The following is a 25,406-nucleotide window of genomic DNA, read 5'->3' on the forward strand; positions in this document are numbered from 1 at the left end:
TGTCAGAGGGCTTGGTAGCGGACGGTGAAATACACGGCCTGGCCGGGCTGGTTGTAGTCCAGCGCGGTCTCGTAGTCGGCGTCCAACAGGTTGGTCACCCTGGCCTGCAGGCGCCACTCATCGTCCAGCCAGTACTCACCGCGCAGGTCGAGGGTGGCGTAGCCGGCCACCTCGTTGCGGTTGGCCAGATCGTCGTAGCTGCGGCCCTCTGCATGAAGGGTAGCGCCCACGCCAAAGCGGCCGATGCGGCGATCGATATCGAGATTGAAGGCCTGCTGGGGGCGGCGCGGCAGTTCATTGCCGGCGTTGGCGCTGCCATCGCGGTTCTCGGTGTCGAGGAAGGTGGCATTGGCGCGCCAGTCCCAGCCCAGCCATTGGCTGCCGAGGACCAGCTCGAGGCCGTCGATGCGGGCCTTGCCGATATTGTTCGGGCCACCGAAGGGGCCCAGGGTGGAGTCGTAGGCAATCAGGTCATCGATATCGTTGCGGAACAGGTTGGCGGACCAGTGCCCCCACTCATGCCGACCGGACAGCGACGCCTCGATGCTTTCGGAGGTCTCGGCATCCAGGTTCGGGTTGCCGTAGCCCGGGTAGTAGAGCTCGTTGAAACTGGGCGCCTTGAAGGCCGTGCCATAACTCAGGCCGAAGCGTACCGCCTCGCTAAGTGCCAATCCCCAAGCGGCGTTGCCAGTGTCGTGGGTGCCGAACTGCTCGTTGTCGTCGCGACGAAGACTGAGCTGCCAGTCCTGGCGACCGTGCTCGCCCAGATACTGGACGAACCCGCCTTCATTCTTGCGCGAGTCCTTGTCGAAGGGGGTGGAGCTGCTGACCTGGTCCCGTTGCCAGTCATAGCCGAGGGTCAGTACATGCCCCTCGGCCAGGGTGACGTCGTTGAGCCAGGATGCACTGTCGCGCTTGGAGTCGAAGCGAGCATCGAACTGGCCATCCACTTCGCTGCGGGACCTGTCCTCGCTGCGACCGGCCTGCAGGGTGACGTCCCACGCCTCGAGCGGACTGAAGCGCGCCCGGCCGCCCGTGACCGACTGGCGGTTGTCGGCATTGGCATCGTGCCCCCCCAGGGGATGGAAGAAGCCGAAGCGGTCGATATCGTCGTAGTCGTTATGCGCCCTGGCACGCATCAGGGTGCCGTCCAGCTCCAGTCCGTTGTCGAAACGGAGTCCCGCCCGCAGGGTGCCGGACAGATTGCGATAGCCGTCGGCGTCCGGCTCGTAGTAATTGCTCCCCTGGCGACGGGAGTTGATGCCATCGGTGTCCTGGCTGCTGACGCCCAGGTTGTACCAGGCCTTGTCGTCGCCACCGGCCACGCCGGCGCTGCCTTCATAGCTGTCGTGAGTACCGTAGCCGGCGGAGAACCAGGGTTTGGCACGACCATCGCCACCGCCCTTGCGGGTGAAGATCTGGATTACGCCACCGATGGCTTCCGAGCCATAGAGGCTGGAGCGCGGACCACGAACCACTTCGATGCGCTCGATCAGCTCCACCGGAAGGTCCTGGAAGGCTGTCAGGCCGGCGCTGACCGACCCCACCTTGACCCCGTCGATCAGCACCAGGACGTGGTCGGACTCGGCGCCACGCATGAACAAGGTGGTGTTCTTGCCCGGGCCGCCATTGTTGCTCAGGGTCACCCCCGGCACCCTGCGCAGCAGCTCGGGCACCGACCGGGCCTGGCTCCGCTCGATCTCCTCACGATCGATCACCGTGGTCGCGGCCAGGCTGGCCCTGACCGGCCGTTCGCTGCGGGTGGCGGTGACCACCTGTTCGTCCAGGGTCAGGGGCGCGGCGGCCAGGAAGCTGGAAAGGGATGTGCCGCCCAGCAGCGCAAAGGCCGCGGGCTTGATTAAAGGCTTGCGAATCAAGATCTGCTCTCCGTCGCGCCACCCGCGCGACATCTGTGGGGTCTGCAGGGCGGAAGGTCCGCCGTGCGCTGGTTGCACCAGGCCGGTCTCCGGGCTTGCGAGTGGAGCCTGGCTCCCCTGCCGCGCCTTCCCATGCGTGTGCACAGTGGCCGAATGCGGCTGTCGACTCGCCTACCGTTGCGGGGGCAGCGCCGGAATCTCCCATGGGGGATGGACCGGCTTCCCTGTTTCACCCCTTCGACGCAAGGTCAAGGGGCACCTGAGGCAGGCGCGAAGGGTAGAGGGTCGTCGGGACAGCGTCAATCGCACCCGCCGATCAGTGCCTCGGCGTGAATCCAGCGGGCTTGCCGGCCAGCCAGTCGACGAAGGTGCGCAGTCGCTCGTCGGCCAGGAGCGCTTCGCGGGTGTTGAAGGTGAGCGCCAGCTCCTTCTCGCTGAACAACCTGTGGATCTGGTTGTGGCAAGGGCGGCACACCCAGAGCGTGGCGGTGATGCGCTCGATGCGATCGAAGCGCTTCTGCACGTAAGGCTTGTCGTGGAGCGCCCTGGGGATCAGGTGATGGCGGGTCAGCGCGGCGGCGCGCCTGCAGAGTTCGCAAACGTCCGGCTGGGGTGGCAGGCGGATGGACTCGGCCATGGTCCTCGCTCAGCGCTTGCGGCAGAGGGTCAGGCCATCGCCCAGGGGAAGCAGGGACAGGTCGACGCGGGCGTCGTCCCGCAACGCGCGATTCAGCGCCTGGATGGCGCGGGTGTCCTCGCTTTCAGGCTCGACCTCCAGCACCCGACCGCTCCAGAGCACGTTATCGAACAGGATCAGGCCACCCGGCCGGACCAGGCGCAACGCTTCCTCCAGGTAGACGGGGTAGTTGGCCTTGTCGGCGTCGATGAACGCCAGGTCGAAGGCACCGTCTGCCAGGGTCGCCAGGGTGTCCAGGGCCGGTCCCAGGCGCAGCTCGATGCGCTCGGCCACACCGGCTTCCGCCCAGTAGCGCCGTGCGATGGCGTTGTAGTCGCCCGGCAGGTCGCAGCACAGCAGCCGGCCGTCCTCCGGCAGTTCGGCGGCCATGCAGAGGGCGCTGTAGCCGGTGAAGGTGCCCACTTCGAGGATGCGACGGGCGCCGATCAGCTTCACCAGCAATGCCAGGAACTGGCCCTGCTCGGGCGCCACCTGCCAACGCGCCATGGGCAGCGCGAGGGTTTCTTCCCTAAGGCGCGCGAGCAGGGGCGACTCCCGCAGCGAGACCTCGAGGAGATAGCCATACAGGGCGTCGTCGAGGTTGAGCGTGCGGTTGGTCATGACGGACCTCACTGAGTCTGGGCAAATCGTGGATCGAAGAGTACGCGCTTGGCGCTGAGATAGCTGCGTTGCCAGTAGCTGTTCGACAGGCTGTCCAGACGAACCGTACCGCCAGTGCGCGGCGCATGGACGAAACGTCCCTCGCCCACATAGATGCCGGCATGGCTGACCTGACCACCACCGTTGGTGGCGAAGAACACCAGGTCGCCACTCTGCAGCGCGCTGAGCCCGACGTTCGGCGCGCCCATGGCGATCATCTCTCGGGTGGAGCGCGGCAGCTGGATACCAGCCACGTCGCGGTAGACGTAACCGATCAGGCCACTGCAATCGAAGCCGCTGTCAGGTGTATTGCCGCCCCAGCGATAGGGCGTGCCCACCAGCCCCAGGGCGCGAAACAGGACATCTTCCGCCACGGGGGAAAACTGGGCGGGCGGCGCGCGAACGACAGGGGGCGGCGTTGGCGGCGCCTTGCTCGAGCAGGCGGTGAGCAGCGCAGCCAGGGCGAGAATGGCAAGGCGATCCGGTGCGAGCATGGCAAGTCAGTCCTGACTTGAGGAATGCACGCTAATGTGCTGATCTCACAGTGATATTGCAAGTGGAAGCTGCACGACTGGGCAGAAAAAAGCCGAGGCGGTCATTCGACGGCCTCGGCTTTTCGTTTGGCGCCAAGGATCAACGGTGCAGCGGGCTGCGGCCCTGGGCGGCGCTATTCATCGCCAGGACGCGCTTGGCTTCCATGTAGCTGGCCTTCCAGTAACGGTCGTGGAGACTGTCGACACGAACACCGCCACTGCGGCTGCTGCTGGAATGAATGAACTGGTCGTCGCCGATATAGATGCCGGCGTGACTGACACGGCCGCGGCCGCGGTTGTTGAAGAAGACGATATCGCCGGGCTGCAGTTCGCTGCGGGCAATGACCGGGGCGTCCAGGTTGATCATCTCGCGGGTGGAACGCGGCAACTGGATGCCAGCCTCTTCCTTGAACAGGTACCCGACGAAGCCGCTGCAATCGAAGCCGGTCTTCAGGGAACGACCACCGAAGCGGTAGGGCGTGCCCACCAGCTCGAAACCGCGCTCCAGCAGACCATCGGCCAGGGACGGCATCTGATAGGGCTCGTCGTCGGTGAGGTTGGCCAGATCCAGGGCGCTCGGCTCGCGATCGTCGATCATCGAGTCCGGGGCGCCGTCCGCGACAGGGGCGGCAGCCTGGGTCTGGGACGGCTGCTGCACAGTGCCTGCGCAAGCGGCGAGAAAGAGTGCGAAGGTAAGAGGCACGAGGGGTGCGAAGCGCTTGAGCATGGGCACGACCGTGTCGAATGAAATTTGAAGAAGGCGCGACTATGCCCTCTATCAACCTCATTTGCAAATTTAATCGCCCGTAATGTGACTCAGCAGCTCTTCCAGAACATCTAAGGCCTTTCCTTTCAGGTGGACGTCGACCACAGGACTGAGGTCGGTGAGCGCAGGATTGATTTCCGCCGTGAAACCGCCAGCCTGGCGGGTGCGAAAAACAGGCTCGATGATGTAGGGAAAGCTCGCCGTGGTTCCCACCGAGATCACCGCATCGAATCCCTTGCGTAGCTCGGCGTAGAGGCTGTCGATGGCCTGCTCAGGGAGCATTTCCTCGAACAGCACCACGGGAGGCCGGAGGATACCACCACAACTGTCGCATCTGGGAGGCAATTCTCCTGCCAAATGTCGGGAAAGCTCCTGACTCTCCGCGCCGCATGACTGGCAGAACAGCGGCGCCAGCTCGCCATGGATCTCGATCAGGCGCTCCGGTGGCGACCCCGCCTGGCGGTGGTAGCCGTCGATGTTCTGGGTCAGCACCCAGCATTCGGGCTTCAGCGCCTGCAGGCGGGCGATGGCTCGATGCCCTGCGTTGGGACGTGCCGAAAGGCAGGCGCGCCCGAGTTGTGCGAGGTATTTCCAGCAGAGCGCCGGATCACGCTGCAACATGGGCCCTGACAGCGCCCGCTCGATGGGCATCCCCTCCTCAGTCCGGCCGTTGTAAAGGCCACCCAGTCCCCGATAGGTGGGCAACCCCGAATCGGCGGAAAGTCCCGCCCCGGTGATCACCAGGATTCGCTTGGCGGCCTTCAGCGCGGCCGCGACCCTGCGTACATCCGACATCGCCCTCCTCCTTCCCTGGCCGGCGCCTACCGACAGGGCTCAGTGATTGACGGTATGGGCCAGCATGACCGAAAGCTGGCACAAGGGCCGGCCGCTTTCGGCATGCCACTGATTGAAGGCCGCCTGCACCTGGGCCAGGTCCTTCTGACTGGTGGGCGCCTTGTCGATGACACCCTGCGCCTTGAGCGCGGCCACCATGTCATCGGTGGGGATGAAGGTGTCCTTGCCCACCATGCGCAGGAAACGCGGCGCGGACAGCCCACCCAACTGATTTCCATGCTTGGCCAGGTACTTCCACAGGCCAACGATGTCGGTCACCGGCCAATCGGCGACCAGCGCGCCGAAGCTGCCCTTCTCCCGCGCCGCGTCCAGCACGAACTGGGCATTGCGCGGCACGCTCTTGAGCTTGCCCAGGTGGCGAATCAGGCGGGTGTCCTGCATCAACCGCTCGAGGTGCTCCGCGCTCATCAGCACCACCTTCTGCGGGTCGAAGCCGAAGAACACTTCTTCGAAGGCCGGCCACTTGGCGTCCACCAGGCTGTGCTTGAGGCCCGCGCGGAACACCCGCAGCGCCATCAGCGACAGGTAGCGATCATCGGTGACCGCTCGCAGTTCCGCCTCGCCGCGCGGCTGCGGCAGCCTCGCCTCAAGGGCCTCGACCGAACCGAAGCGATTCAGGCAGTACTCATGGAGCCAGCGGTAATCACGCATGGAGGGGGGCCTTGGCGGAAACGGATCGACTCAAAGGTTCACCAGATCGAGGGTACGCGGCGCCGCAGTCTCGTCGATGCGCAGGTTGACGAAGTCGAACAGGTTGCGGTCCGCCAGCTGCGACGGCACCACGTTCTGCAAAGCGCGGAACATGATCTCGGTGCGACCCGGCGACTTGCGCTCCCACTCGTTGAGCATCTCCTTCACCACCTGGCGCTGCAGGTTCTCCTGGGAGCCGCAGAGGTTGCACGGGATGATCGGGAACTCCTTGAGCCGGGCGTAAGCCTCGATGTCCGCCTCGTTGCAGTAGGCCAGCGGGCGGATCACCACATTGCGCCCGTCATCGGCACGCAGCTTGGGCGGCATGGCCTTGAGGGTGCCGCCGTAGAACATATTGAGGAAGAAGGTCTCGAGAATGTCGTCACGGTGATGACCCAGGGCCATCTTGGTCGCCCCGATCTCGTCGGCGAACGTATAAAGAGTGCCGCGACGCAGGCGCGAGCAGAGCGAGCAGGTGGTCTTGCCCTCCGGGATCTTTTCCTTCACCACCGAGTAGGTGTCCTTCTCGATGATGTGGTACGGCACGCCGATGGATTCCAGGTACTGCGGCAGCACGTGCTCGGGAAAACCGGGCTGCTTCTGGTCCATGTTCACGGCCACGATCTCGAACTTGATCGGCGCGACCTTCTGCAGGTACAGCAGCACGTCCAGCATGGTGTAGCTGTCCTTGCCGCCGGACAGGCAGACCATGACCTTGTCGCCGTCCTCGATCATGTTGAAGTCGGCGATGGCTTCGCCGGCCTGGCGACGAATGCGTTTCTGCAGTTTGTTCTGGTTGACCGAAAGGGTGCCCATGGTGCTCTGAAGTCCGGGGAAATGCCAAAAGCTGGCTATTTTACGCACAAAGCGCGCGCCACCCCAGCCCCATCGTCAGCCTGTGCTAGGCTCCCGCGAATGAGCCACGACCTCGACCCCGCCCAGGACCTCAGCGACCAGCTTCACGCCCTGCTGCTCGACGCGCCCCAGGGGCTCAGCGAGTATCAGTTGATCCTGGCGCTCAAGGCCGGCCACTCCACCCATATCCCCCATCTGGAACTCACCGACCGCCTGGTCCTGTTCCGCACCCACTTCCTGGTCTTCAACGCGCTCTATCGGCTGCGCGACCGCCTCAATGGCGACCGGCAGGCCCATCTCGCCATCAACCCCCTCTGCGTCCAGTTGCTGCCTTACGAACCGGGTACGGCAGCGAGCCTCAGCGAACTGGATCCGTTGCGGGACTACTACCTGGATCTGAAAAACCTGAGGGACACTACTGAAGAGGACGTAGGAAAGTTACTGGCAAGCTTCTGGACGCGGATGCAGGGAAGTGAAGAAAAGCAGGCAGCCCTTGAATTGTTCGGCCTTCATGACGACAACCAACCCCTCAGCTTGGAGCGCATCAAGCAGCGCTATCGCCAACTGGTGAGCCAGCATCACCCCGATCGAGGCGGCAGCACCTCGCGCCTGCAATCCATCAACAAGGCGATGGAAATACTTCAGCGCTATTACAGCCGGAGCTGAATCTTCCATTCGCTCTAAGGCGCGACGAAACACTCTGCCTATACTGCGACATAAGGTCGCATAGGTCGGCCGGGCACCGGGTGGCGCTGGCTACGCGCCCCCGGCGCTTCGCTGGGGGGCGACCTCATAATAATGAGGAGGTGTTCAGCATGATCCACCACGTCTGGGGGCTCTTCACCCATCCCGATCAAGAATGGCAGGAAATTCGTGGCGAAGAGGAAAGCATCAGCCACATGTATCTCACCCACGTCCTGATCCTCGCGGCCATACCCGTGATCTCCGCCTACATAGGCACCACGCAGGTCGGCTGGGTCCTGGGCAAGGGCGATCCCGTCATGCTCACGCAGGCCAGCGCCCTGCAGATGTCCATCATGTCCTACCTGGCGATGTTGGCCGGCGTGGCGGTGATGGGCGGCTTCATCCACTGGATGGCGCGTACCTACGATGCCAATCCCAGCATCACCGAATGTGTCGTTTTCGCCGCGTACTGCGCCACGCCACTGTTCATCGGCGGTCTGGCCGCGCTCTACCCGCACCTCTGGTTCGGCGCGACGGTGGGCACCCTGGCCATCTGCTACACGGTCTACCTGCTCTATGTGGGCATTCCCACCTTCATGAACATTCCCAAGGACGAAGGCTTCCTGTTCTCCAGCTCGGTGCTGGCGGTGGGCCTGGTGGTGCTGGTCGCCATGATCGCCTCCGCCGTGATCCTCTGGGGCTTCGGGCTGGGGCCGGTCTACACCAGTTGAGCGATTCCATCCGCACATGAGGCCGCCCACCGGGCGGCCTTTTCATTTGGCTCGCACGCCCCTCATTCGGAAAACCGAACGCCAAACGACGTCCTGTTCGGAAGACCGGACAACCCGGGCGGACACCTACACCACACAAACAATTAAATCCTTTTAAATTCAATGGCTTGAACAAAACAAACCCAGGCCATACAGATGGCACGCATCCTGCCAATACAGATCCTCGACGGACGCGGACTCCTACCGCGCCGATAAGAACAAACATCGTCGAGGACTGAACTTCATGCGTATGCTCCCCAAGGTACTGGCCACCGCCATCGCAGCGACCCTGATCTCCGCGCCGGCCTTCGCCGCCGAGCTGACCGGCACCCTGAAGAAGATCAAGGAGACCGGCACCATCACCCTCGGTCACCGTGACGCCTCCATCCCCTTCTCCTACCTCGGCACCGAGCCGGGCAAGCCCGTCGGCTACTCCCACGACCTCCAGTTGAAGGTCGTCGAGGCCATCAAGCAGGAACTGGGCATGCCTGAGCTGAAGGTCCGCTACAACCTGGTGACATCCCAGACCCGCATCCCGTTGGTGCAGAACGGCACCGTGGACATCGAGTGCGGTTCCACCACCAACAACCTGGAGCGCCAGAAGCAGGTCGGCTTCTCCGTGGGCATCTTCGAGGTAGGCACCCGCCTGCTGTCGAAGAAGAGCGCCAACATCACGGACTTCGCCGACCTCAAGGGCAAGAACGTGGTGACCACCGCCGGCACCACCTCCGAGCGCCTGATCAAGTCCATGAACGCCGAGAAGCAGATGGGCATGAACATCATCTCCGCCAAGGACCACGGCGAGTCCTTCCTGATGCTGGAGTCCGGCCGCGCGGTGGCCTTCATGATGGACGACGCCCTGCTCTACGGCGAAATGGCCAAGGCCAAGAAGCCGGATGACTGGGTCGTGACCGGTACCCCGCAGTCCTACGAGATCTACGGCTGCATGGTTCGCAAGGGTGACGAGCCCTTCAAGCAGGTGGTGGACAAGGCCATTTCCCAGGTCTTCGCTTCCGGCGAGATCAATGGCATCTACGACAAATGGTTCACCCAGCCCATCCCGCCCAAGGGCCTGAACCTGAACTTCCCCATGAGCGACGAGCTGAAGAAGCTGGTCGCCAACCCCACTGACAAGTCGGCCGAAGAAATCTGACGACCGCTCTCCCCTCTCCCACCAGGAGAGGGGCTGGGGAGAGGGAAGGTGGGACGACCCTCGCCCCCTTTCCCACTGCCCTCACCGCAGACAGACCGACCTGATAGGGGAAAACCCTGATGAACTACAACTGGGACTGGGGCGTGTTCCTGAAGTCCACCGGCATCGGCACTGAAATCTACCTGGACTGGTTCGTCACCGGCCTGGGCTGGACCATCGCCATCGCCCTGGTGGGCTGGATCATCGCCCTGCTGCTGGGCTCCCTGCTCGGCGTGATGCGCACCGTGCCGAATCGCTGGGTCTCCGGCATCGCCACCGCCTACGTGGAAATCTTCCGCAACGTGCCGCTGCTCGTGCAGCTCTTCCTCTGGTACTTCCTGGTGCCGGACCTTCTGCCCGAGCCGCTGGAAATCTGGTTCAAGCAGGACCTCAACCCGGCCACCTCGGCCTACCTGAGCGTCGTGATCTGCCTCGGCCTGTTCACCGCCGCCCGCGTCTGCGAACAGGTCCGCACCGGCATCCAGGCCCTGCCCAAGGGCCAGCTCGGCGCCGCCCGCGCCATGGGCTTCCGCCTGCCCGCCATCTACCGCTACGTGCTGCTGCCCCAGGCCTTCCGCATCATCATTCCGCCGCTGACCAGCGAGTTCCTCAACATCTTCAAGAACTCCTCGGTGGCATCCTTGATCGGCCTGATGGAGCTACTGGCCCAGACCAAGCAGACCGCCGAGTTCTCGGCGAACCTGTTCGAGGCCTTCACCCTGGCCACCCTCATCTACTTCACCCTGAACATGAGCCTGATGCTGCTCATGCGCCTGGTGGAACGCAAAGTCGCCGTGCCCGGCCTGATCGCCGTAGGGGGTAAATGATGGATTTCTCCGCGATCATCCCCGCCCTGCCCGGCCTGGGCGAGGGCATGCTGATGACCCTGCAGCTGATGGTGCTGGGCGTACTCGGTGGTATCGCCCTGGGCACGCTGCTGGCCCTGATGCGCCTGTCCGACAACCCGCTGATGTCGAAGCTCGCCGGGCTGTACGTCAACTACTTCCGCTCCATCCCGCTGCTGCTGGTGATCACCTGGTTCTACTTCGCGGTGCCCTTCATCCTCCGGGCGATCACCGGCGAAGACACCCCCGTGGGTGCCTTCACCTCCTGCCTGGTGGCCTTCATGATGTTCGAGGCCGCCTACTTCTGCGAGATCGTCCGCGCCGGCATCCAGGCCATCCCCAAGGGCCAGATGGGCGCCGCCTCCGCCCTGGGCATGACCTACGGCCAGAGCATGCGCCTGATCATCCTGCCCCAGGCCTTCCGCAAGATGACCCCCCTGCTGCTGCAGCAGAGCATCATCCTGTTCCAGGACACCTCGCTCGTTTACACCGTCGGCCTGATGGACTTCCTCAACGCCGCCCGCTCCCGTGGCGACATCATCGGCCAGCCCCATGAGTTCCTCATCTTCGCCGGCCTGGTCTACTTCAGCGTCAGCTTCATCGCCTCCCAGCTGGTCAAACTCCTGCAGAAAAGGTTAGCCGTATGATTTCCATCAAGAACGTCAACAAGTGGTACGGGGACTTCCAGGTGCTGACCGACTGCAGCACCGAGGTGAAGAAAGGCGAAGTGGTGGTGGTCTGCGGCCCCTCGGGCTCGGGCAAATCCACCCTGATCAAGTGCGTCAACGCCCTGGAACCCTTCCAGAAGGGCGATATCGTCGTCGACGGCACCTCCATCGCCGACAAGGCCACCAACCTGCCCAGGCTGCGCTCCCGGGTGGGCATGGTGTTCCAGCACTTCGAGCTGTTCCCCCACCTGTCCATCACCGAGAACCTGACCATCGCCCAGGTCAAGGTACTTGGCCGTGGCAAGGAAGAAGCCCTGGACAAGGGCCTCAAGCTGCTCGACCGCGTCGGCCTCAAGGCCCACGCCCACAAGCACCCCGGCCAGCTCTCCGGCGGCCAGCAGCAACGGGTCGCCATCGCCCGCGCCCTGGCCATGGACCCGGTGGTGATGCTGTTCGACGAACCCACCTCCGCCCTCGACCCGGAAATGGTCAACGAAGTGCTCGACGTGATGGTGGAGCTGGCCCAGGAAGGCATGACCATGATGTGCGTGACCCACGAAATGGGCTTTGCCCGCAAGGTGGCCGACCGGGTGATCTTCATGGACCGTGGCCAGATCGTCGAAGACTGCGCCAAGGAAGAATTCTTCGGTGACGTGAACGCCCGCTCCGACCGCGCCCAGCAGTTCCTCGCCAAGATCCTTCAGCACTAAGCCCGTACCCGTAGGAGCCAGCTCGCTGGCGAATGTTCGCCAGCAAGCCCGCTCCCACGCCCGCCCCGCCGCTCGGCGCCCTTCCGGGCGGCGGGCTGGAACGGCCCGGATGACTATGATGCAATGCCCCACCACCAGCCTCCGCGCCGTACCGCCCGCCCTGACCGTGAAACCGCGCCTGCTTCGCCACCTCACGCTGATCCTGCTGCTCATCCTGTGCATGCTGGGCGTCGGCTACCTCGGCTATCACCTCAGCGAGAAATCGGGCATCCGCCAGTTGCGCGACAACGGCGAACGCCAGCTGGAACTCCACGCCCGTGCCGTGGAAAGCGAGATCAACCGCTACACCTACCTGCCCAGCCTGCTGGAGCTGGAATCCAGCGTCAGCCACCTGCTGCTCCATCCCACGCCCTACCGGCGCAACCTGGTCAACGACTACCTGGAAGGCCTCAACCGCCGCAGCGGCGCCCGCGCCACCTTCCTGCTGGATACCGAAGGCCGCGTGCTGGCCACCAGCAACTGGCGGGAGGCCGACAGCTTCCTGGGTGAAGACCTGGCCTTCCGCGCCTACTTCCAGGACGCCGTCCAAGGCCGTCCCGGCCGCTTCTACGGCATCGGCAGCACCACCGGCGAAGCCGGCTACTACCTCGCCCACGGCCTGCGCTACCAGGGCCGGATCATCGGCGTCGCCGTGGTCAAGGTGAAGCTGGAGGCCCTCCAGGAGCGCTGGGAGAAGGCCCGGCTGCAAGCCTTCGTCAGCGACGAGAACGGCATCATCATCCTTTCCAGCGACCCGGCCCTGCGGATGAAGGCGGTACGCCCGCTGTCCGCCGACGACAAGGAACGCCTGGCCCGCAGCCTGCAGTACTACTGGTGGGCGCTGAACGAATGGGAACCCCGCTCCCGCGAGAGCCTCGGCGAGGGCCTGGAAGCCATCAGCTTCGCCAGCCACGGCCCCGACGGCCAGGACCAGGACGACATCGCCTACCTGGCCCAGACCCGCCCCCTGGCCGGCACGCCCTGGCACTTCACCCTGCTCTCGCCGCTCGCCGACCTGCGCCGCGAGGCCATCATCCAGGGCATGCTCGCCGCGGTCGGCCTCGCCCTGCTGGCCTTCCTGCTGATCGCCTGGAACGAACGCCGCAAGGTGATCGCCACCCGCCTGGCCGCCCGCGAGGCGCTGCTGGCCGCCAACAACGAACTGGAACGCAAGATCGCCGAACGCACCGCCGACCTGCGCGCCAGCAACCACCGCCTGCTGGAGGAAATCCGCGAGCGCAAGCAGACCGAGGAAAACCTGCGCAAGGCCCAGGACGGGCTGGTCCAGGCCGGCAAGCTGGCGGTCATCGGCCAGATGTCCACCAGCATCGCCCACGAACTCAACCAACCCCTGGCCGCCCTGCGCACCCTTTCCGGCAATACCGTGCGCTTCCTCGCCCGGGGCGCCCTCGACACCGCCAGCACCAACCTCGCGGCCATCAACGAACTGGTGGACCGCATGGGCCGCATCACCGCCAGCCTGCGGGCCTTCGCCCGGCGCTCCGACGACCACGGCCAGGCCCGCCTGGGCAAAGCCGTGGATGCCGCGCTGTTCCTGCTCAGCACCCGCCTGGAGCGCACCGCGCTCACCCTGCACCGGGATTTCGCCGACGTGCTCCTGGCCATCGACCAGACCCGGCTGGAGCAGATCCTCGTCAACCTCATCGCCAACGCCCTGGACGCCATGAGCGGCCAGGACGACTGCCAGCTCTGGCTCGCCGGGCGGGTCGACGGCAGTACCTACCGCCTGCAGGTGCGGGACAACGGCCCCGGCATCGACCCGGCCAACCGCGAGCACCTGTTCGAGCCCTTCTTCACCACCAAGCCCGGCGAACACGGCCTGGGCCTGGGCCTGACCCTTTCCGCCAGCCTGGCCACCGCCGCCGGCGGCAGCCTCGCTGCCCATCACCCGGAGGGCGGCGGCACCGCCTTCGAGCTCTGCCTGCCCCTGCTGGAAAACCCCGGGAGCCCCGCCCCATGACCGAGCCGCTCAACGTCCTCATCGTCGAAGACGACCCCCACGTCCTCCTGGGCTGCCAGCAGGCGCTCGCCCTGGAAGACATCCCCAGCGTCGGCGTCGCCAGCGCCGAGGAAGCCCTGGCCCGGGTGGGAGACGACTTCGCCGGCATCGTCATCAGCGACATCCGCCTCCCCGGCATGGACGGCCTGACCCTGCTGGAGCGCCTCAAGGCCCGCGACCGCAGCCTGCCGGTGGTGCTCATCACCGGCCACGGCGACATCTCCATGGCGGTCAAGGCCATGCGTGACGGCGCCTACGACTTCATGGAGAAGCCCTTCTCTCCCGAGCGCCTGGTGGACGTGGCCCGTCGCGCCCTGGAACAACGCGCCCTCGCCCGGGAAGTGTCCAGCCTGCGCCGCCAGCTCGCCGGCCGGCAGTCCCTGGAGCAGCGGATCATCGGCCGCTCGCCGGCCATCCAGGCCCTGCGCGAGCTCATCGCCAACGTCGCCGACACCGCCGCCAACGTGCTCATCGAAGGCGAGACCGGCACCGGCAAGGAACTGGTCGCCCGCTGCCTCCACGACTACAGCCGGCGCCAGGGCAAGCAATTCGTCGCCCTCAACTGCGGCGGCCTGCCGGAGAACCTCTTCGACAGCGAGATCTTCGGCCACGAGGCCCACGCCTTTACCGGCGCCGGCAAGCGCCGTATCGGCAAGATCGAGCACGCCCACCAGGGCACGCTGTTCCTCGACGAAATCGAGAGCATGCCCATCAACCTGCAGATCAAGTTCCTCCGGGTGCTCCAGGAGCAGACCCTGGAACGCCTGGGCTCCAACCAGCCGATCCCGGTGGACTGCCGGGTGATCGCCGCCACCAAGTTCGACCTGGAGGACGAAGGCCGCGCCGGGCGCTTCCGCAGCGACCTCTACTACCGCCTCAACGTGGTGACCCTGGAGCTGCCGCCCCTGCGGGATCGCCGCGAAGACATCCTGCTGCTGTTCGAGCACTTCCTGCAGCTGTCCTCCCTGCGCTTCGACCGTCCTCCACCGGAACTGGACAACCTTACCGTTTCCGCGCTCATGGCCCACGACTGGCCGGGCAACGTGCGCGAGCTGCGCAACGTCGCCGAACGCTTCGCCCTGGGCCTGCCGGTGTTCAAGAAAAGCGGCCAGGCCCCGGACGACGCCGAGCCGCGCTTCGCCGAGGCGGTGGAAGCCTTCGAGAAGAACCTGCTGACGGCCGCCCTCGAACGCCATGACGGCAACCTCAGCCAGGCCGCCATCGCCCTCGGCATGGCCAAGACCACCCTGTTCGACAAGGTGAAGAAGTACGGACTGTGACCGCCCCGCTCGGCGGTCAGGGGCCGCAGGTTGTGGCTGAGCGACGCGAGCCCCAGCGCCACCTCAGGTCGGGCCGCACTGCGCTTGGCCCAACCTGCGAAAAATCCTGCAACCCCTCCCGCATAACATCAGGCCTCACCATGGTCTAAACCCTTCCAGACCAGCCCACACGAACCACCGCCATGTCCCCGCTGCACCGCGCCATCCACGCCAGGGCCGGTGAACTGGCCCCGGCCCTCGCCGCCTTCGCCCTGCTGCTGTGCCTGTTCAGCGGCTACTTCATGCTGCGCCCGGTGCGGGAAACCATGGGCATCGCGGGCGGCGTCGAAAACCTGCAATGGCTGTTCAGCGCCACCTTCATCGCCATGCTGGTGGCCGTGCCGGCCTTCGGCTGGCTGAACGCCCGCGTCCCCCGGCGGGTGTTCCTCGACTGGGTCTACCTGTTCTTCGCCAGCCACCTGCTGGCCTTCGCCTGGCTGCTCTGGCGCATTCCCGATCCCCTGTGGACGGCCCGCGCCTTCTACGTCTGGCTCTCGGTCTACAACCTCTTCGTAGTGTCCCTGGCCTGGAGCTTGCTGGCCGACGTGTTCGACCGCCAGCAGGCCAAGCGCCTGTTCCCCGCCATCGCCGCCGGCGCCAGCCTCGGGGGGCTGCTCGGCCCACTGGCGGGCGGCCTGCTCGCGGGCCACCTGGGTGCGGCCGGGCTGCTGATGCTGGCGGCCGCGCTGCTGTTGCCCACCCTGCTGCTGCGTCGCTGGCTGATGGCCTGGCGCGCCACCGATGGGGCCGGGCGCCCAGGCGCTGAAACCGAACCTCCGGAGCGCCCGGTGCCCGGCAATCCCTTCGCCGGCATCGGCCTGGTGCTGGGCTCGCCCTACCTGCTGGGCATCTGCGCCTTCGTCCTGCTGCTCACCTGCACCAGCACCTTCCTCTACTTCGAACAGGCGCGGCGGGTGGCGGAGCTGTTCCCGGACCGAACGCAACAGCTCCGCGTCTTCAGCCTGCTGGACTTTGCCGTCCAGGCCCTCTCCCTGGCCTGCCAGCTGTTCGTCGCCGGCCGCGTGGCCCAGCGCTTCGGCGTCACCGCCCTGCTCGGCGCCGTGCCATTGCTGGTGGCCCTGGGCTTCCTCGCCCTGGCCCTGCTGCCGCAGTTCGCCGTGCTGGCGGTGGTGATGGTGGTGCGCCGCGTGGGCGAATACGCCTTCATCCGGCCGGGACGGGAAATGCTCTTCGTCCCCCTGGGCGCCCAGCGCAAATACCGGGCGAAGAACGTCATCGACACCCTGGTCTATCGCGGCGGCGACGCCATGAGCGCCTGGCTGAAAACCCTGCTGGACGCCATCGGCCTGGGCGCCGCCCTGGTGGCCCTGGTGGGAGCCGGCATCGCCCTGGCCTGGTCCCTGCTGGGCTGGAGACTCGGCCGGTGGCATGAACGGGGCATCACTGCCCAGGAGGTCGGACCATGAAAAGCGGCATCACCCGCGCACAATTCCTTCGCCTCGGCGCCGGCGCGGCGCTGCTGGCCATGAGCCCCCTGAGCCTGGGCGCGGAAACCGCCGGGCAGCCGATACGCCGCCGCGCCATTCCCGCCAGCGGCGAGCCGTTGCCGGTGATCGGCGTCGGCACCTACCGGGGCTTCGACATCGCCGCCACCGACCGCGACGCCTGGGCGGACTGCCGCCAGGTGCTGAACAGCCTTCTCGCCGCGGGCGGCTCGGTGATCGACAGCTCGCCGATGTACGGCCAGGCGGAGGAGACGGTGGGCGATCTGCTGGAAGCGATCGGCGCCCGCGACCGCGCCTTCGTCGCCACCAAGGTCTGGACCCGGGGCCGCGAGGACGGCATCCGCCAGATGCGCCGGTCCATGGAGCTACTGCGCAGCCCCCGTATCGACCTGATGCAGGTGCACAACCTGGTGGACTGGCGGGAGCACCTGAAAACCCTCCGCCAATGGAAGGAGGACGGCAGCGTCCGCTACCTGGGCGTGACCCACTACACGGCCAGCGCCTACGACGAACTGGAGCGCGTGCTGCGCGCCGAGCCGCTGGACTTCCTGCAGATCAACTACGCCCTGAACGACCGCGAAGCCGAGCGCCGCATCCTGCCGCTCGCCCGGGAGCGCGGTGTGGCGGTGCTGATCAACCGCCCCTTCGGTGGCGGCAACCTGCTGCGCGACCTCCTGCAAGCGCCCCTGCCGGGCTGGGCCGGCGAGTATGACTGCACGAGCTGGCCGCAACTGCTGCTGAAGTTCTGCCTGAGCCACCCGGCGGTGACCTGCGTGATTCCCGGAACCGGCAACCCCCGCCACATGCTGGACAACCTCCAGGCCGGGCGCGGCAAGGAAGCGGACCCGGCGTTTCGCGAGCGCCTGCTCCAGAGGGTGTGAGCCGCGACGCTCCTCAGAGATGTTCGCTGCGGGCGTTCACCTGGAGGTTGCGGCCGGCGCCAAGGCCGAAAGCCGTGGCCGCCAGGCTCACGCCGACGAAGATGAAGCCCACCGCGCTCCAGCCATGGGTCAGGTCGTGCACCACGCCCACCGCCAACGGGCCCATGGCCGCCAGGGTATAGCCCACGCCCTGGGCCATGCCGGACAGGTTGGCGGCCACGTGGGCATCCCGCGAACGCAGCACGATCAGCGCCAGGGCGATGCTGAAGGTGCCGCCCTGCCCCAGGCCGAGCACCACCGCCCAGCCCCAGATCCCGGACAAGGGCGCATAGAGCATGCCCAGCAGCCCGGCCAGGGTCAGCCCCATCACCAGCACCACCGCCGGGCGCTGGTCGCGTCCCCGCGTGGCCAGCCAGGGGGCGCCGAGCGCACTGATGAGCTGGACCATCACCGAGCCGGACAGCACCAGCCCGGCATCCACGGCCGAGAGGCCCCGGTCGATGAGGATCGACGGCAGCCAGCCGAACACGATGTACGCCAGGGACGACTGCAGGCCCATGTAGAGGGTCACCTGCCAGGCCAGCGGGTCGCGCCAGAGCCCGGTCACCCGATAGGCCTGGCGCCCGGCGTGCCCCGACTGCCGCGCCTGGGGCAGCCAGACCAATGCGGCGAGGATGGCCGGCAACGCCCAGAAGGCCAGGGCCGGCTGCCAGGCGTGATCCAGGGCCTCGGCCAGGGGCACGGTGGCGCCAGCGGCCAGCGCCGCGCCCAGGCAGAGGGACATGGTGTAGACCCCGGTCATCAGCCCGGCGACATGGGGGAAGTCGCGCTTGACGATACCCGGCAGCAGCACCCCGATGATGCCGATGCTGGCGCCCGCCACCAGGCTGCCAAGGAACAGCCCCGCCACCGGGAACAGGCTGCGCAGCAGGATGCCGCCCGCCAGGGTGAGGAGGATCAGCAGCACCGTGCGCTCGCTGCCCAGGCGCCGCGCCAGCATGGGCGCCAGCGGCGCGAACAGGCCGAGACAGAGCACCGGCAAGGTGGTCAGCAACCCCGCACCGGACGCCGAGAGACCGGTGGCCTCGCGCACCATGTTGAGCAAGGGGGCCAGGCTGGACAGCGCCGGACGCAGATTCAGGGCCACCATCACCAGGCCCGCCAGCAGCAGCCAGGCGCTGCCGCGGAAGGCCGGTGGCGCCGGCTCGTCATCGGCCTCGGCATCGATCAACAGCTCTTCCGGCGGGCAGGAAAGCGGGGTGTCATCCAGGGAATTCGGGGCGTTCATGGCAAGGCAGCTCCAGGGCACTATCCACCAGGGAACGCTGTAGGGCGGGTGTGGACATGAGGGTCATCGAGTCATCCGATGAAATCAGGCGAAAAATGTTAGCTGGCTCACTATCTGCCCGCAACCCGGGCATCCTTGCGACCCAGGCAATAGTCATTATCTACGGGGATGATTTTTCCGGTCCCGGCCCCATTGGTAGCCTGCGCAGCATCAAGCCATCGATGCCCTGGGGGCGCCATGAAGCACGTACCGATCCTTGCGCTGGCCGTAACGGCCCTGGTCCTGGCCGGCTGCGCCAGCCAGCCGGAACCCGAACCGCGCCCCTACACCGACGCCGAGGTGAAGCAGTTCGCCCTGGAAATGCTCAGCCGCGCCGGCCTGCCCTACGAGGACTACGAGAAGGTGCGCCAGGCCATCCTCCATCCCAGGGTGCCCGAGGCGGGCAAGGACCTGCCCAGGCAGGCGCCTCGCCGGGGTTGAAGAAATGCCTGGCGCCCCGCTTCCCCCGGGACGCACCACGGCCAGACACCAAAACCCTTTGCGCACAGCCGCACGGCTCAGCTCGACGACGGCCGCCACAGCAGCAGCAAGCCGCCAAATCCCACCAGCAGCGTGCCGAAGGCACGATCGATCACGCCACGCACCGCCAGCAGCCGGGCGCGCACCGCGCCGGTGGAAAAGCACAGCCCCACCAGGCCGAACCAAGCCACATGGGCCAGGGCGATGAAGGCGCCATAGCCTGCCTGCACCTCCAGCGGCGTGTCCCGCTGCACCACCTGCATGAACAGGCTCACCACGAAGATCGACGTCTTGGGGTTCAGCGCATTGGTGAGAAACCCCATGCGCAGCGCGGCCAGGTCCGATTGCGGCGCCTCCTGCGGGGCGGTGTCCACAGCCTGCGCCGGCGCCCGCAGCAGGCTCACGCCCAGGTAGATGAGATAGGCGGCCCCCAGCAGCTTCAGCAGGTTGAACAGCCAGATCGACTCACGCACCAGCAGCCCCAGGCCCCAGAGCGTGTAGCCGACATGGACGAACACCCCTACCCCCACCCCCAGGGCCGTGAGCACACCGGCACGGCGCGAGAGCAGCAGGCTGTTGCGCGTGACCATGGCGAAGTCCGGCCCCGGGCTGATCACGGCCAGCAGGGTGATGGTGATTACAGCTAGCAGTTCGGTCATGTCTTATCCTGTCCAGGAGGTGTAAGAATGCGCCTATCCTAGCGACACACCGCCACCGTGATTAACGATGTCTTCTGACCATATCCGTGAATCCAGCTCACCGATTAGACAGAGCCGCCTGCCCTCGCTGTTGGCCCTGCGCTGCTTCGAGGCCGCCGCGCGGCTGGAGAACTTCACCCGCGCCGCGGCGGAGCTGCACCTCACCCACGGCGCCGTGAGCCGAGCCGTGCGCCTGCTGGAGGACGACATCGGCCTGCCCCTGTTCGAGCGGCGCAACCGCCGCGTCCACCTCACCGATGCCGGGCGCCGACTCGCCGCCGCCGTGGGCGAGGGCCTGCACCTGATGCGTGCGGCCGTGGACGAACTGCGCGCCAGCGTCAGGCAGCAACGGCGCTGGGTGGTGTCCTGCGAACCCACCCTGCTGATGCGCTGGCTGATTCCGCGCTGGCCGGTCTTCCAGCGCCACCACCCCGAACTGCAGGTCCACCTGGTCGCCGGCGGCGGCCCCTTCAGCTTCGACGCCGGCATCGACCTCGCCATCCGCCGCGACGACTTTCCCTGGCCGGCCCATTACCACGCAGAGCCGTTGTTCGCCGAACGGGTCGGGCCCGTCTGCCGCCCTGCCCTGGCCGCCGACTGGTTCGACGGCGACACCCTCGGCGCCAGTGCCCCGCGCCTGCACAGCCAGACCCGCCCCGGCGCCTGGAACCACTGGGCCGGTCTGACGGGCCAGCACCTGCCGCCAGCGACGGAACAGCACTTCGAGCACTTCTACTTCAGCCTCCAGGCGGCCGTCGCCGGACTGGGCGTGGCCATCGGCCCCTGGCACCTGGTCCGCGACGACCTGGACAGTGGCCTGCTGGTGGCGCCCCAGGGTTTCATCGAAGACGGTTCCCGCTACTGCTTGCTGGCGCCCAGCGCCCCGGAGCCCGATAGCCCGCCGGCACGGCTGCTGGCGTGGCTGAGGGCACAGGCCTGACGGCACCGCGCCCAGGACACCGGAGTCCAGGCCCGCAACCCCGCTCCCGGAATGCATGCGGGCCACGACCCTGGCTTGCCCTTGCGCCTCGCCCTCCCTATCCTGCCCCGGCCACGGTCAATCCCGTGGACGGGTTTGGCGACCCGGCTTAATAACGGGCGCGATTGCGCCGAACGGTGCATGCGAGAAGCGGCGTAGGCTTCTTGCAGGCCCCTTCACAACTGCAGTTTTCACTGCAGCGCTATATGGCAGATCGCGCGGGGAGATCCTCGTGATCTGCCGGTTCCCGTTAGCCGGTTCGCCAACCCCGCGCGGTTTGCCACCCTCGTTTGGCGACGCAGGTGGCAACTCCCCAACCGATAACGGAGAACCACCATGCATGACGCATACACCCCCATCGTTTTCCACCGACATTCCCGCCAGTTGCGCGCGGTGATGATCGACCACCGACCCTGGTTCTCGGGATACGACTTCGCCCGCCTCATCGCGGCGCCCCGCGCCCACCTGCTGGCCAGGCGACTGGTCGCTTTCCAGCGCCGCACGGTGCTGCTGCGGTACGACAGCGGAACCCTGGAGGAAATGGAGATGATCAGCGACCAGGGCGCCTATCACGCGCTGTTCCGCTTCGGGCATCCGGAGCATGGGCTGATCGGCCAGTGGCTCAGCGAAGAGGTGTTGCCCACCCTGCATGATCTTCACCGCGAACCCGACGCCAGCCCCCGGCGCGCCTTCATGACCTGGGCGGACCAGCGCGTGGGGGTGGTGCAGTGGCAGGGCGAACTATGGATCGCGCGACGGGACCTGCCGGTGTTCATGGCAGCCAATGACGACCCGGCGCTCGGCCTCGAACCCAGCTGGAAGCGACTGCCCGCCCAGGAGTGATGGAACACCAAGCCGCCGCCGGCTTCCCTCTCCCCCGCCCTCTCCCGGAGGGAGAGGGAGCGGTCCGTGCAATGCCGGCTGCACCGCTCCGTAGGGTGGATGGCGCTTTTCCATCCACCGGCCCTGTCAAGTGATGAAACACCGAGCCGCAGCCGGCTTCCCTCTCCCCCGCCCTCTCCCGAAGGGAGAGGGGGCGGTCCGTGCAATGCCGGCTGCACTGCTCCGGGTGGATGGCCCTTTTCCATCCACTGGCCCTGTCAAGTGATGAAACACCGAGCCGCAGCCGGCTTCCCTCTCCCCCGCCCTCTCCCAGAGGGAGAGGGGGCGGTCCGTGCAATGCCTGCTGCACCGCCCCGTAGGGTGGATGGCGCTTTTCCATCCACCGGCCCTGTCAAGTGATGAAACACCGAGGCGCCGCCGGCTTCCCTCTCCCCCGCCCTCTCCCAGAGGGAGAGGGGGCGGTCCGTGCAATGCCGGCTGCACCGCGCCCCTGTAGGAGCGAGCTTGCTCGCGAACAAGGCCCGCGCCATTCCTCGGCGAGCCGGCTCCTACGGAGCCAGGCTGCGCGCGTGACCGTCGGCCCGCTACCGGGGCTTGCGCCACAGGCTGGCCAGCCAGGGCTGCTGCTCCCGGGGCAGGCCAACGGGACGGTAGTAGTGCTCCAGCGCCTCGAAGCCGGCGGCCTCCAGCAGGGCCTTCCAGCTCTCGTAGTCATGCCAGGCGCCGTAGCGATTGCCGCTCCAGCCCTCGTCGTTCTGCCCCCGAGGATTGGAGCTGAAGAGCACGCCGCCCGGCTTCAGCGCGTCCCGCAGCTCGGCGAGGACCCGGGGCAGCTCCTGGCGCGGGACATGGAACAGGGAGGCGTTGGCGAAGATGCCGTCGAAGTGTTCGGCCGGCAGGTCGAGGGCGAGGAAGTTCTGCTGCCACACCTCGCAACCGGAGTCGGCGCGGGCCATGGCGACGAAGCGGGCGGTGCCGTCCAGGCCGATGGCGCGGTGACCCAGGCGGGCGAAGGCCGCCAGGTCGCGGCCGGGGCCGCAACCGAAGTCGAGGATGACGAACGGCGCCTCGCCACGGATATGCCGCAACAGCGCCGCGATGTTCTGGCTCACGTCATGGTCGCGGGTGCCCTCGCGAAACTCGTCGGCGTTGCGCTCGTAGTCGTCGAGGGTGGTGGCGGTGATGCTGGCGAGGTCGTCGGGACGCAGGGGCATGGCGGGCTCGAAGGAATCTGGACGGAAAACTGAATTCTACGCTCTCGGCGGCGGCAACTTTCCAGGACGCCGCCTATCTTTCTGGAACCCACATCTGCGCGGGACTCGTCATGGCCGACACCGGAAAGAAAATGACCCTCACGGGCCTCACCACCCTGGTGGCGGTGAACATGATGGGCTCGGGCATCATCATGCTGCCGTCGAGCATGGCCCAGCTGGGCGCCATCTCGCTGCTGTCCTGGGGCATCACCGCCATCGGTTCCATGGCCATCGCCTACTGCTTCGCCCAATGCGGCATCTTCTGCCCCCGCTCCGGCGGCATGTCGGCGTACACCGAGGAGGCCCACGGCAAGTCGGCCTTCTTCCTCTGTTCCTACCTCTACTTCCTGTCCCTGGCCATCGGCAACGTGGCCATCGCCATCTCCGCCGTGGGCTACCTCACGCCCTTCCTGCCCTGGCTGGGGACCGGCGCCATCCCCTTGTTCATCGGCACCCTGGGGCTGATCTGGCTCACCACCCTGGCCAACTTCGGCGGGCCCAAGGTCACCGGGCACATCGGTTCGATCACCGTCTGGGGCGTGATCATCCCGGTGGCGGGCCTGTCGCTGATCGGCTGGTTCTGGTTCGACCCCCAGGTGTTCGAGGACGCCTGGAACCCCAATGGCATCGCCACCAGTGACGCCATCACCCAGAGCATTCCGCTGACCCTCTGGGCCTTCCTCGGCATGGAATCCGCCGCACAGAACTCCGATGCCGTGGAAAACCCCAAGCGCAACGTGCCGCTCGCCTGCCTGCTGGGCACCCTGGGTGCGGCGGTGGTCTACGTGCTTTCCACCTCGGTGATCATGGGCATAGTGCCCAACGCCGAGCTGGCCAACTCCAGCGCACCCTTCGCCTTCGTCTACGCCCAGATGTTCGATCCCCTGGTGGGTAACATCATCATGGGGCTGGCGGTGATGGCCTGCGTCGGCTCGCTGCTGGGCTGGCAGTTCACCCTGGCCCAGACCGCCAAGGTCACCGCCGAGCAACGGATGTTTCCCGGTTTCTTCGCCAAGGTCACCCTGCTCGGCGCCCCGATCGCTGGACTGCTGGCCAACGCCCTGCTGCAGAGCGGCATGGCCATTTCCACCATCTCCCCCAACGCCTCGGAGCAGTTCGGCAAGCTGGTGAGCCTGGCGGCGGTGACCAATATCATTCCCTACATCACGGCCCTGTCCGCGCTGCTGGTGATCATGCAGAAGGCCGGGGTGACCGGCTTCCCCCACCACCGCAACGTCGCCGCCCTGCTGGTGGCCATGGCCTACAGCTTCTACGCGCTCTACGCCTCCGGCACCGAGGCGGTGTTCGGCGGCATGCTGGTCACCGCCGTGGGCTACCTGATGTTCGGCTACATCGCCGAGCGCTTCCTCGAAGAGCGCACCGCGCGAAAGCGCGAACTCGGCCTGGAGGACCAGCCATGAACGCCGCCCCCCTGCGCTGGCTGCCCCTGCTGCTCGCCGCACTGCTGCCGTCCCTGGCCGTCGCCCAGACCCTGGACCGCGTCCGCGCCAGCGGCACCCTCACCCTCGGCTACCTGCCGGACCAGCCGCCCTTCAGCGTCAGCGAAGGCGATGGCGCCTCCGGCTACGGCGTCGACCTCTGCCAGAAGGTGGCCGATCAGTTGCGCACCCAACCCGGCCTGGCGCAACTGCGCACGCGCTTCGTCCCGCTGGCGCCGGAGAAGGCCCTGGATGTGGTGCGCGAAGGCGGCGTCGACCTGCTCTGCAGCCCGGTCGTGGAAACCCTGAAGCGCCGGGAAACCCTGGCCTTTTCCCTGCCGGTGTACACGGCCGGCGTCGGCGTGGTGCTGCGCCAGGACGCCTCCCCGCACCTGGTCCGCGTGCTCAAGGGCGAGGAGTCGCCCAGCGGCCCCACCTGGCGCGCCACGGTCAACCGGGGCCTGACCGCCGCCCATTTCGTGGTACAGGGCGGCACCGTGGTGGAAAGCTGGGCGCGGGAACGGCTGCGCCTGCTCAAGGTACTGGTGACCCTGGACACCGTTCCCAGCGCACTGGACGGGGTGCAGAAAGTCGCCAAGGGCGAGGCGGATGCCTTCTTCGCCGACCAGATGATGCTGCGCAGCCTGGTGCAGCGTGACGCGTCCAACGCCGGGCTGATGGTGCTGGACCGGCGTTTCGAGTTCGAGCCCGTCTCCCTGGCGATGGCCCGGGGCGATGAGGACTTCCGCCTGCAGGTGGACACCGCGCTGAGCCGCTTCTACCGCTCCGGCGACATGGTGCCCTTGTATACGCGCTACTTCGGGCCGCCCGGCGATCTGGACCAGACCCTGTTCAAGGTGTATTCGCGCCGCTGAGGGAAT

The 25,406-nt window shown here is 66.7% G+C and carries 26 protein-coding genes and 1 riboswitch; of the genes, 15 read left to right on the plus strand and 11 right to left on the minus strand.

The window, feature by feature from the left end:
* Positions 1 to 2 precede the first annotated feature (2 nt).
* From btuB to ttcA, 8 genes are all read right to left on the minus strand, one after another.
* Positions 3 to 1,874 (minus strand): TonB-dependent vitamin B12 receptor, encoded by a 1,872-nt coding sequence (btuB, locus tag KF707C_RS19590; RefSeq protein ID WP_167394938.1) that lies wholly within the window; start codon positions 1,872 to 1,874, stop codon positions 3 to 5.
* 66 nt (positions 1,875 to 1,940) lie between these two features.
* Positions 1,941 to 2,155: riboswitch (cobalamin riboswitch) on the minus strand.
* A 38-nt stretch (positions 2,156 to 2,193) separates the two neighbouring features.
* Entirely contained in the window at positions 2,194 to 2,514 is a 321-nt protein-coding gene (locus KF707C_RS19595; protein ID WP_003458309.1) for a hypothetical protein, read from the minus strand.
* A 9-nt stretch (positions 2,515 to 2,523) separates the two neighbouring features.
* Positions 2,524 to 3,174: an O-methyltransferase gene (locus KF707C_RS19600; RefSeq protein WP_003458310.1), complete on the minus strand. Its 651-nt coding sequence runs from the start codon at positions 3,172 to 3,174 to the stop codon at positions 2,524 to 2,526.
* Between the two features lie 8 nt (positions 3,175 to 3,182).
* On the minus strand, positions 3,183 to 3,707 hold the full coding sequence (locus tag KF707C_RS19605) for a C40 family peptidase (protein WP_003458311.1): 525 nt from the start codon (positions 3,705 to 3,707) through the stop codon (positions 3,183 to 3,185).
* Between the two features lie 139 nt (positions 3,708 to 3,846).
* On the minus strand, positions 3,847 to 4,473 hold the full coding sequence (locus tag KF707C_RS19610; protein ID WP_003458312.1) for a C40 family peptidase: 627 nt from the start codon (positions 4,471 to 4,473) through the stop codon (positions 3,847 to 3,849).
* Positions 4,474 to 4,542: 69 nt separating this feature from the next.
* Positions 4,543 to 5,307, minus strand: coding sequence for an NAD-dependent deacylase (locus KF707C_RS19615; protein WP_003458314.1), 765 nt, complete (start codon positions 5,305 to 5,307; stop codon positions 4,543 to 4,545).
* Between the two features lie 39 nt (positions 5,308 to 5,346).
* On the minus strand, positions 5,347 to 6,018 hold the full coding sequence (locus KF707C_RS19620; RefSeq protein ID WP_003458316.1) for a DNA-3-methyladenine glycosylase I: 672 nt from the start codon (positions 6,016 to 6,018) through the stop codon (positions 5,347 to 5,349).
* Positions 6,019 to 6,048: 30 nt separating this feature from the next.
* Positions 6,049 to 6,873, minus strand: coding sequence for a tRNA 2-thiocytidine(32) synthetase TtcA (gene ttcA / locus KF707C_RS19625; RefSeq protein WP_003458318.1), 825 nt, complete (start codon positions 6,871 to 6,873; stop codon positions 6,049 to 6,051).
* Positions 6,874 to 6,972: 99 nt separating this feature from the next.
* Here ttcA and KF707C_RS19630 point away from each other — a divergent pair, with 99 nt between their 5' ends.
* From KF707C_RS19630 to KF707C_RS19675, 10 genes are all read left to right on the plus strand, one after another.
* On the plus strand, positions 6,973 to 7,578 hold the full coding sequence (locus KF707C_RS19630; RefSeq protein ID WP_003458320.1) for a DNA-J related domain-containing protein: 606 nt from the start codon (positions 6,973 to 6,975) through the stop codon (positions 7,576 to 7,578).
* Between the two features lie 149 nt (positions 7,579 to 7,727).
* Positions 7,728 to 8,327 (plus strand): Yip1 family protein, encoded by a 600-nt coding sequence (locus KF707C_RS19635; protein WP_003458322.1) that lies wholly within the window; start codon positions 7,728 to 7,730, stop codon positions 8,325 to 8,327.
* A 283-nt stretch (positions 8,328 to 8,610) separates the two neighbouring features.
* Complete coding sequence (locus KF707C_RS19640; protein WP_003458324.1) at positions 8,611 to 9,519, plus strand: glutamate/aspartate ABC transporter substrate-binding protein; 909 nt, start codon at positions 8,611 to 8,613, stop codon at positions 9,517 to 9,519.
* Positions 9,520 to 9,638: 119 nt separating this feature from the next.
* Complete coding sequence (locus tag KF707C_RS19645; protein ID WP_003458326.1) at positions 9,639 to 10,385, plus strand: amino acid ABC transporter permease; 747 nt, start codon at positions 9,639 to 9,641, stop codon at positions 10,383 to 10,385.
* Positions 10,382 to 11,050: an amino acid ABC transporter permease gene (locus KF707C_RS19650; protein ID WP_167394933.1), complete on the plus strand. Its 669-nt coding sequence runs from the start codon at positions 10,382 to 10,384 to the stop codon at positions 11,048 to 11,050. The genes KF707C_RS19645 and KF707C_RS19650 overlap by 4 nt, the downstream gene beginning before the upstream one ends.
* The gene (locus KF707C_RS19655) at positions 11,047 to 11,781 is read left to right on the plus strand and encodes an amino acid ABC transporter ATP-binding protein (RefSeq protein WP_003458330.1); all 735 of its coding nucleotides are present in this window, start codon (positions 11,047 to 11,049) and stop codon (positions 11,779 to 11,781) included. Before KF707C_RS19650 ends, KF707C_RS19655 begins: the two co-directional genes overlap by 4 nt.
* Before the next feature lie 118 nt (positions 11,782 to 11,899).
* Entirely contained in the window at positions 11,900 to 13,801 is a 1,902-nt protein-coding gene (locus KF707C_RS19660; RefSeq protein ID WP_036994780.1) for a sensor histidine kinase, read from the plus strand.
* Positions 13,798 to 15,120: a two-component response regulator AauR gene (locus tag KF707C_RS19665; protein ID WP_003458333.1), complete on the plus strand. Its 1,323-nt coding sequence runs from the start codon at positions 13,798 to 13,800 to the stop codon at positions 15,118 to 15,120. The genes KF707C_RS19660 and KF707C_RS19665 overlap by 4 nt, the downstream gene beginning before the upstream one ends.
* 182 nt (positions 15,121 to 15,302) lie before the next feature.
* Positions 15,303 to 16,586, plus strand: a complete 1,284-nt coding sequence (locus tag KF707C_RS19670) for an NTP/NDP exchange transporter (RefSeq protein ID WP_003458335.1) — start codon at positions 15,303 to 15,305, stop codon at positions 16,584 to 16,586.
* Positions 16,583 to 17,506 (plus strand): aldo/keto reductase, encoded by a 924-nt coding sequence (locus KF707C_RS19675; protein ID WP_003458337.1) that lies wholly within the window; start codon positions 16,583 to 16,585, stop codon positions 17,504 to 17,506. Before KF707C_RS19670 ends, KF707C_RS19675 begins: the two co-directional genes overlap by 4 nt.
* 13 nt (positions 17,507 to 17,519) lie before the next feature.
* Here the strand turns inward: KF707C_RS19675 and KF707C_RS19680 are convergent, their stop codons facing one another.
* A complete protein-coding gene (locus KF707C_RS19680) occupies positions 17,520 to 18,794 on the minus strand; it encodes a CynX/NimT family MFS transporter (protein WP_003458340.1) in 1,275 nt (424 codons plus the stop codon).
* 237 nt (positions 18,795 to 19,031) lie between these two features.
* On the opposite strand from KF707C_RS19680, the gene KF707C_RS19685 reads away from it, so the two are divergent.
* Positions 19,032 to 19,274, plus strand: coding sequence for a hypothetical protein (locus KF707C_RS19685; RefSeq protein WP_003458342.1), 243 nt, complete (start codon positions 19,032 to 19,034; stop codon positions 19,272 to 19,274).
* Positions 19,275 to 19,351: 77 nt separating this feature from the next.
* Here the strand turns inward: KF707C_RS19685 and KF707C_RS19690 are convergent, their stop codons facing one another.
* Entirely contained in the window at positions 19,352 to 19,972 is a 621-nt protein-coding gene (locus tag KF707C_RS19690) for a LysE family translocator (RefSeq protein ID WP_003458344.1), read from the minus strand.
* Positions 19,973 to 20,039: 67 nt separating this feature from the next.
* Between KF707C_RS19690 and KF707C_RS19695 the strand changes: the two genes are divergently transcribed.
* Together KF707C_RS19695 and KF707C_RS19700 are read left to right on the plus strand one after the other, a co-directional pair.
* On the plus strand, positions 20,040 to 20,951 hold the full coding sequence (locus KF707C_RS19695) for a LysR family transcriptional regulator (RefSeq protein WP_036994762.1): 912 nt from the start codon (positions 20,040 to 20,042) through the stop codon (positions 20,949 to 20,951).
* A gap of 375 nt (positions 20,952 to 21,326) precedes the next feature.
* Complete coding sequence (locus KF707C_RS19700) at positions 21,327 to 21,833, plus strand: BRO-N domain-containing protein (RefSeq protein ID WP_003458349.1); 507 nt, start codon at positions 21,327 to 21,329, stop codon at positions 21,831 to 21,833.
* A gap of 584 nt (positions 21,834 to 22,417) precedes the next feature.
* Here the strand turns inward: KF707C_RS19700 and KF707C_RS19705 are convergent.
* A complete protein-coding gene (locus KF707C_RS19705; protein ID WP_003458351.1) occupies positions 22,418 to 23,047 on the minus strand; it encodes a class I SAM-dependent methyltransferase in 630 nt (209 codons plus the stop codon).
* Between the two features lie 110 nt (positions 23,048 to 23,157).
* On the opposite strand from KF707C_RS19705, the gene potE reads away from it, so the two are divergent.
* Both potE and KF707C_RS19715 read left to right on the plus strand, forming a co-directional pair.
* Positions 23,158 to 24,507 (plus strand): putrescine-ornithine antiporter, encoded by a 1,350-nt coding sequence (potE, locus tag KF707C_RS19710; protein WP_003458353.1) that lies wholly within the window; start codon positions 23,158 to 23,160, stop codon positions 24,505 to 24,507.
* The gene (locus KF707C_RS19715; RefSeq protein ID WP_003458355.1) at positions 24,504 to 25,400 is read left to right on the plus strand and encodes an amino acid ABC transporter substrate-binding protein; all 897 of its coding nucleotides are present in this window, start codon (positions 24,504 to 24,506) and stop codon (positions 25,398 to 25,400) included. The genes potE and KF707C_RS19715 overlap by 4 nt, the downstream gene beginning before the upstream one ends.
* The last annotated feature ends 6 nt before the right edge of the window (positions 25,401 to 25,406 follow it).

The organism is Pseudomonas furukawaii, assembly GCF_002355475.1.
Taxonomy (GTDB): domain Bacteria; phylum Pseudomonadota; class Gammaproteobacteria; order Pseudomonadales; family Pseudomonadaceae; genus Metapseudomonas; species Metapseudomonas furukawaii.

Excerpts from the sequence above, each read along its gene's own strand:
- KF707C_RS19595 (WP_003458309.1), bottom strand. The coding sequence starts at position 2,514 with ATGGCCGAGTCCATCCGCCTGCCACCCCAGCCGGACGTTTGCGAACTC.
- KF707C_RS19600 (WP_003458310.1), bottom strand. The coding sequence starts at position 3,174 with ATGACCAACCGCACGCTCAACCTCGACGACGCCCTGTATGGCTATCTC.
- KF707C_RS19605 (WP_003458311.1), bottom strand. The coding sequence starts at position 3,707 with ATGCTCGCACCGGATCGCCTTGCCATTCTCGCCCTGGCTGCGCTGCTC.
- KF707C_RS19610 (WP_003458312.1), bottom strand. The coding sequence starts at position 4,473 with ATGCTCAAGCGCTTCGCACCCCTCGTGCCTCTTACCTTCGCACTCTTT.
- KF707C_RS19615 (WP_003458314.1), bottom strand. The coding sequence starts at position 5,307 with ATGTCGGATGTACGCAGGGTCGCGGCCGCGCTGAAGGCCGCCAAGCGA.
- KF707C_RS19620 (WP_003458316.1), bottom strand. The coding sequence starts at position 6,018 with ATGCGTGATTACCGCTGGCTCCATGAGTACTGCCTGAATCGCTTCGGT.
- ttcA (WP_003458318.1), bottom strand. The coding sequence starts at position 6,873 with ATGGGCACCCTTTCGGTCAACCAGAACAAACTGCAGAAACGCATTCGT.
- KF707C_RS19630 (WP_003458320.1), top strand. The coding sequence starts at position 6,973 with ATGAGCCACGACCTCGACCCCGCCCAGGACCTCAGCGACCAGCTTCAC.
- KF707C_RS19635 (WP_003458322.1), top strand. The coding sequence starts at position 7,728 with ATGATCCACCACGTCTGGGGGCTCTTCACCCATCCCGATCAAGAATGG.
- KF707C_RS19640 (WP_003458324.1), top strand. The coding sequence starts at position 8,611 with ATGCGTATGCTCCCCAAGGTACTGGCCACCGCCATCGCAGCGACCCTG.
- KF707C_RS19645 (WP_003458326.1), top strand. The coding sequence starts at position 9,639 with ATGAACTACAACTGGGACTGGGGCGTGTTCCTGAAGTCCACCGGCATC.
- KF707C_RS19650 (WP_167394933.1), top strand. The coding sequence starts at position 10,382 with ATGATGGATTTCTCCGCGATCATCCCCGCCCTGCCCGGCCTGGGCGAG.
- KF707C_RS19655 (WP_003458330.1), top strand. The coding sequence starts at position 11,047 with ATGATTTCCATCAAGAACGTCAACAAGTGGTACGGGGACTTCCAGGTG.
- KF707C_RS19660 (WP_036994780.1), top strand. The coding sequence starts at position 11,900 with ATGCAATGCCCCACCACCAGCCTCCGCGCCGTACCGCCCGCCCTGACC.
- KF707C_RS19665 (WP_003458333.1), top strand. The coding sequence starts at position 13,798 with ATGACCGAGCCGCTCAACGTCCTCATCGTCGAAGACGACCCCCACGTC.
- KF707C_RS19670 (WP_003458335.1), top strand. The coding sequence starts at position 15,303 with ATGTCCCCGCTGCACCGCGCCATCCACGCCAGGGCCGGTGAACTGGCC.
- KF707C_RS19675 (WP_003458337.1), top strand. The coding sequence starts at position 16,583 with ATGAAAAGCGGCATCACCCGCGCACAATTCCTTCGCCTCGGCGCCGGC.
- KF707C_RS19680 (WP_003458340.1), bottom strand. The coding sequence starts at position 18,794 with ATGAACGCCCCGAATTCCCTGGATGACACCCCGCTTTCCTGCCCGCCG.
- KF707C_RS19685 (WP_003458342.1), top strand. The coding sequence starts at position 19,032 with ATGAAGCACGTACCGATCCTTGCGCTGGCCGTAACGGCCCTGGTCCTG.
- KF707C_RS19690 (WP_003458344.1), bottom strand. The coding sequence starts at position 19,972 with ATGACCGAACTGCTAGCTGTAATCACCATCACCCTGCTGGCCGTGATC.
- KF707C_RS19695 (WP_036994762.1), top strand. The coding sequence starts at position 20,040 with ATGTCTTCTGACCATATCCGTGAATCCAGCTCACCGATTAGACAGAGC.
- KF707C_RS19700 (WP_003458349.1), top strand. The coding sequence starts at position 21,327 with ATGCATGACGCATACACCCCCATCGTTTTCCACCGACATTCCCGCCAG.
- KF707C_RS19705 (WP_003458351.1), bottom strand. The coding sequence starts at position 23,047 with ATGCCCCTGCGTCCCGACGACCTCGCCAGCATCACCGCCACCACCCTC.
- potE (WP_003458353.1), top strand. The coding sequence starts at position 23,158 with ATGGCCGACACCGGAAAGAAAATGACCCTCACGGGCCTCACCACCCTG.
- KF707C_RS19715 (WP_003458355.1), top strand. The coding sequence starts at position 24,504 with ATGAACGCCGCCCCCCTGCGCTGGCTGCCCCTGCTGCTCGCCGCACTG.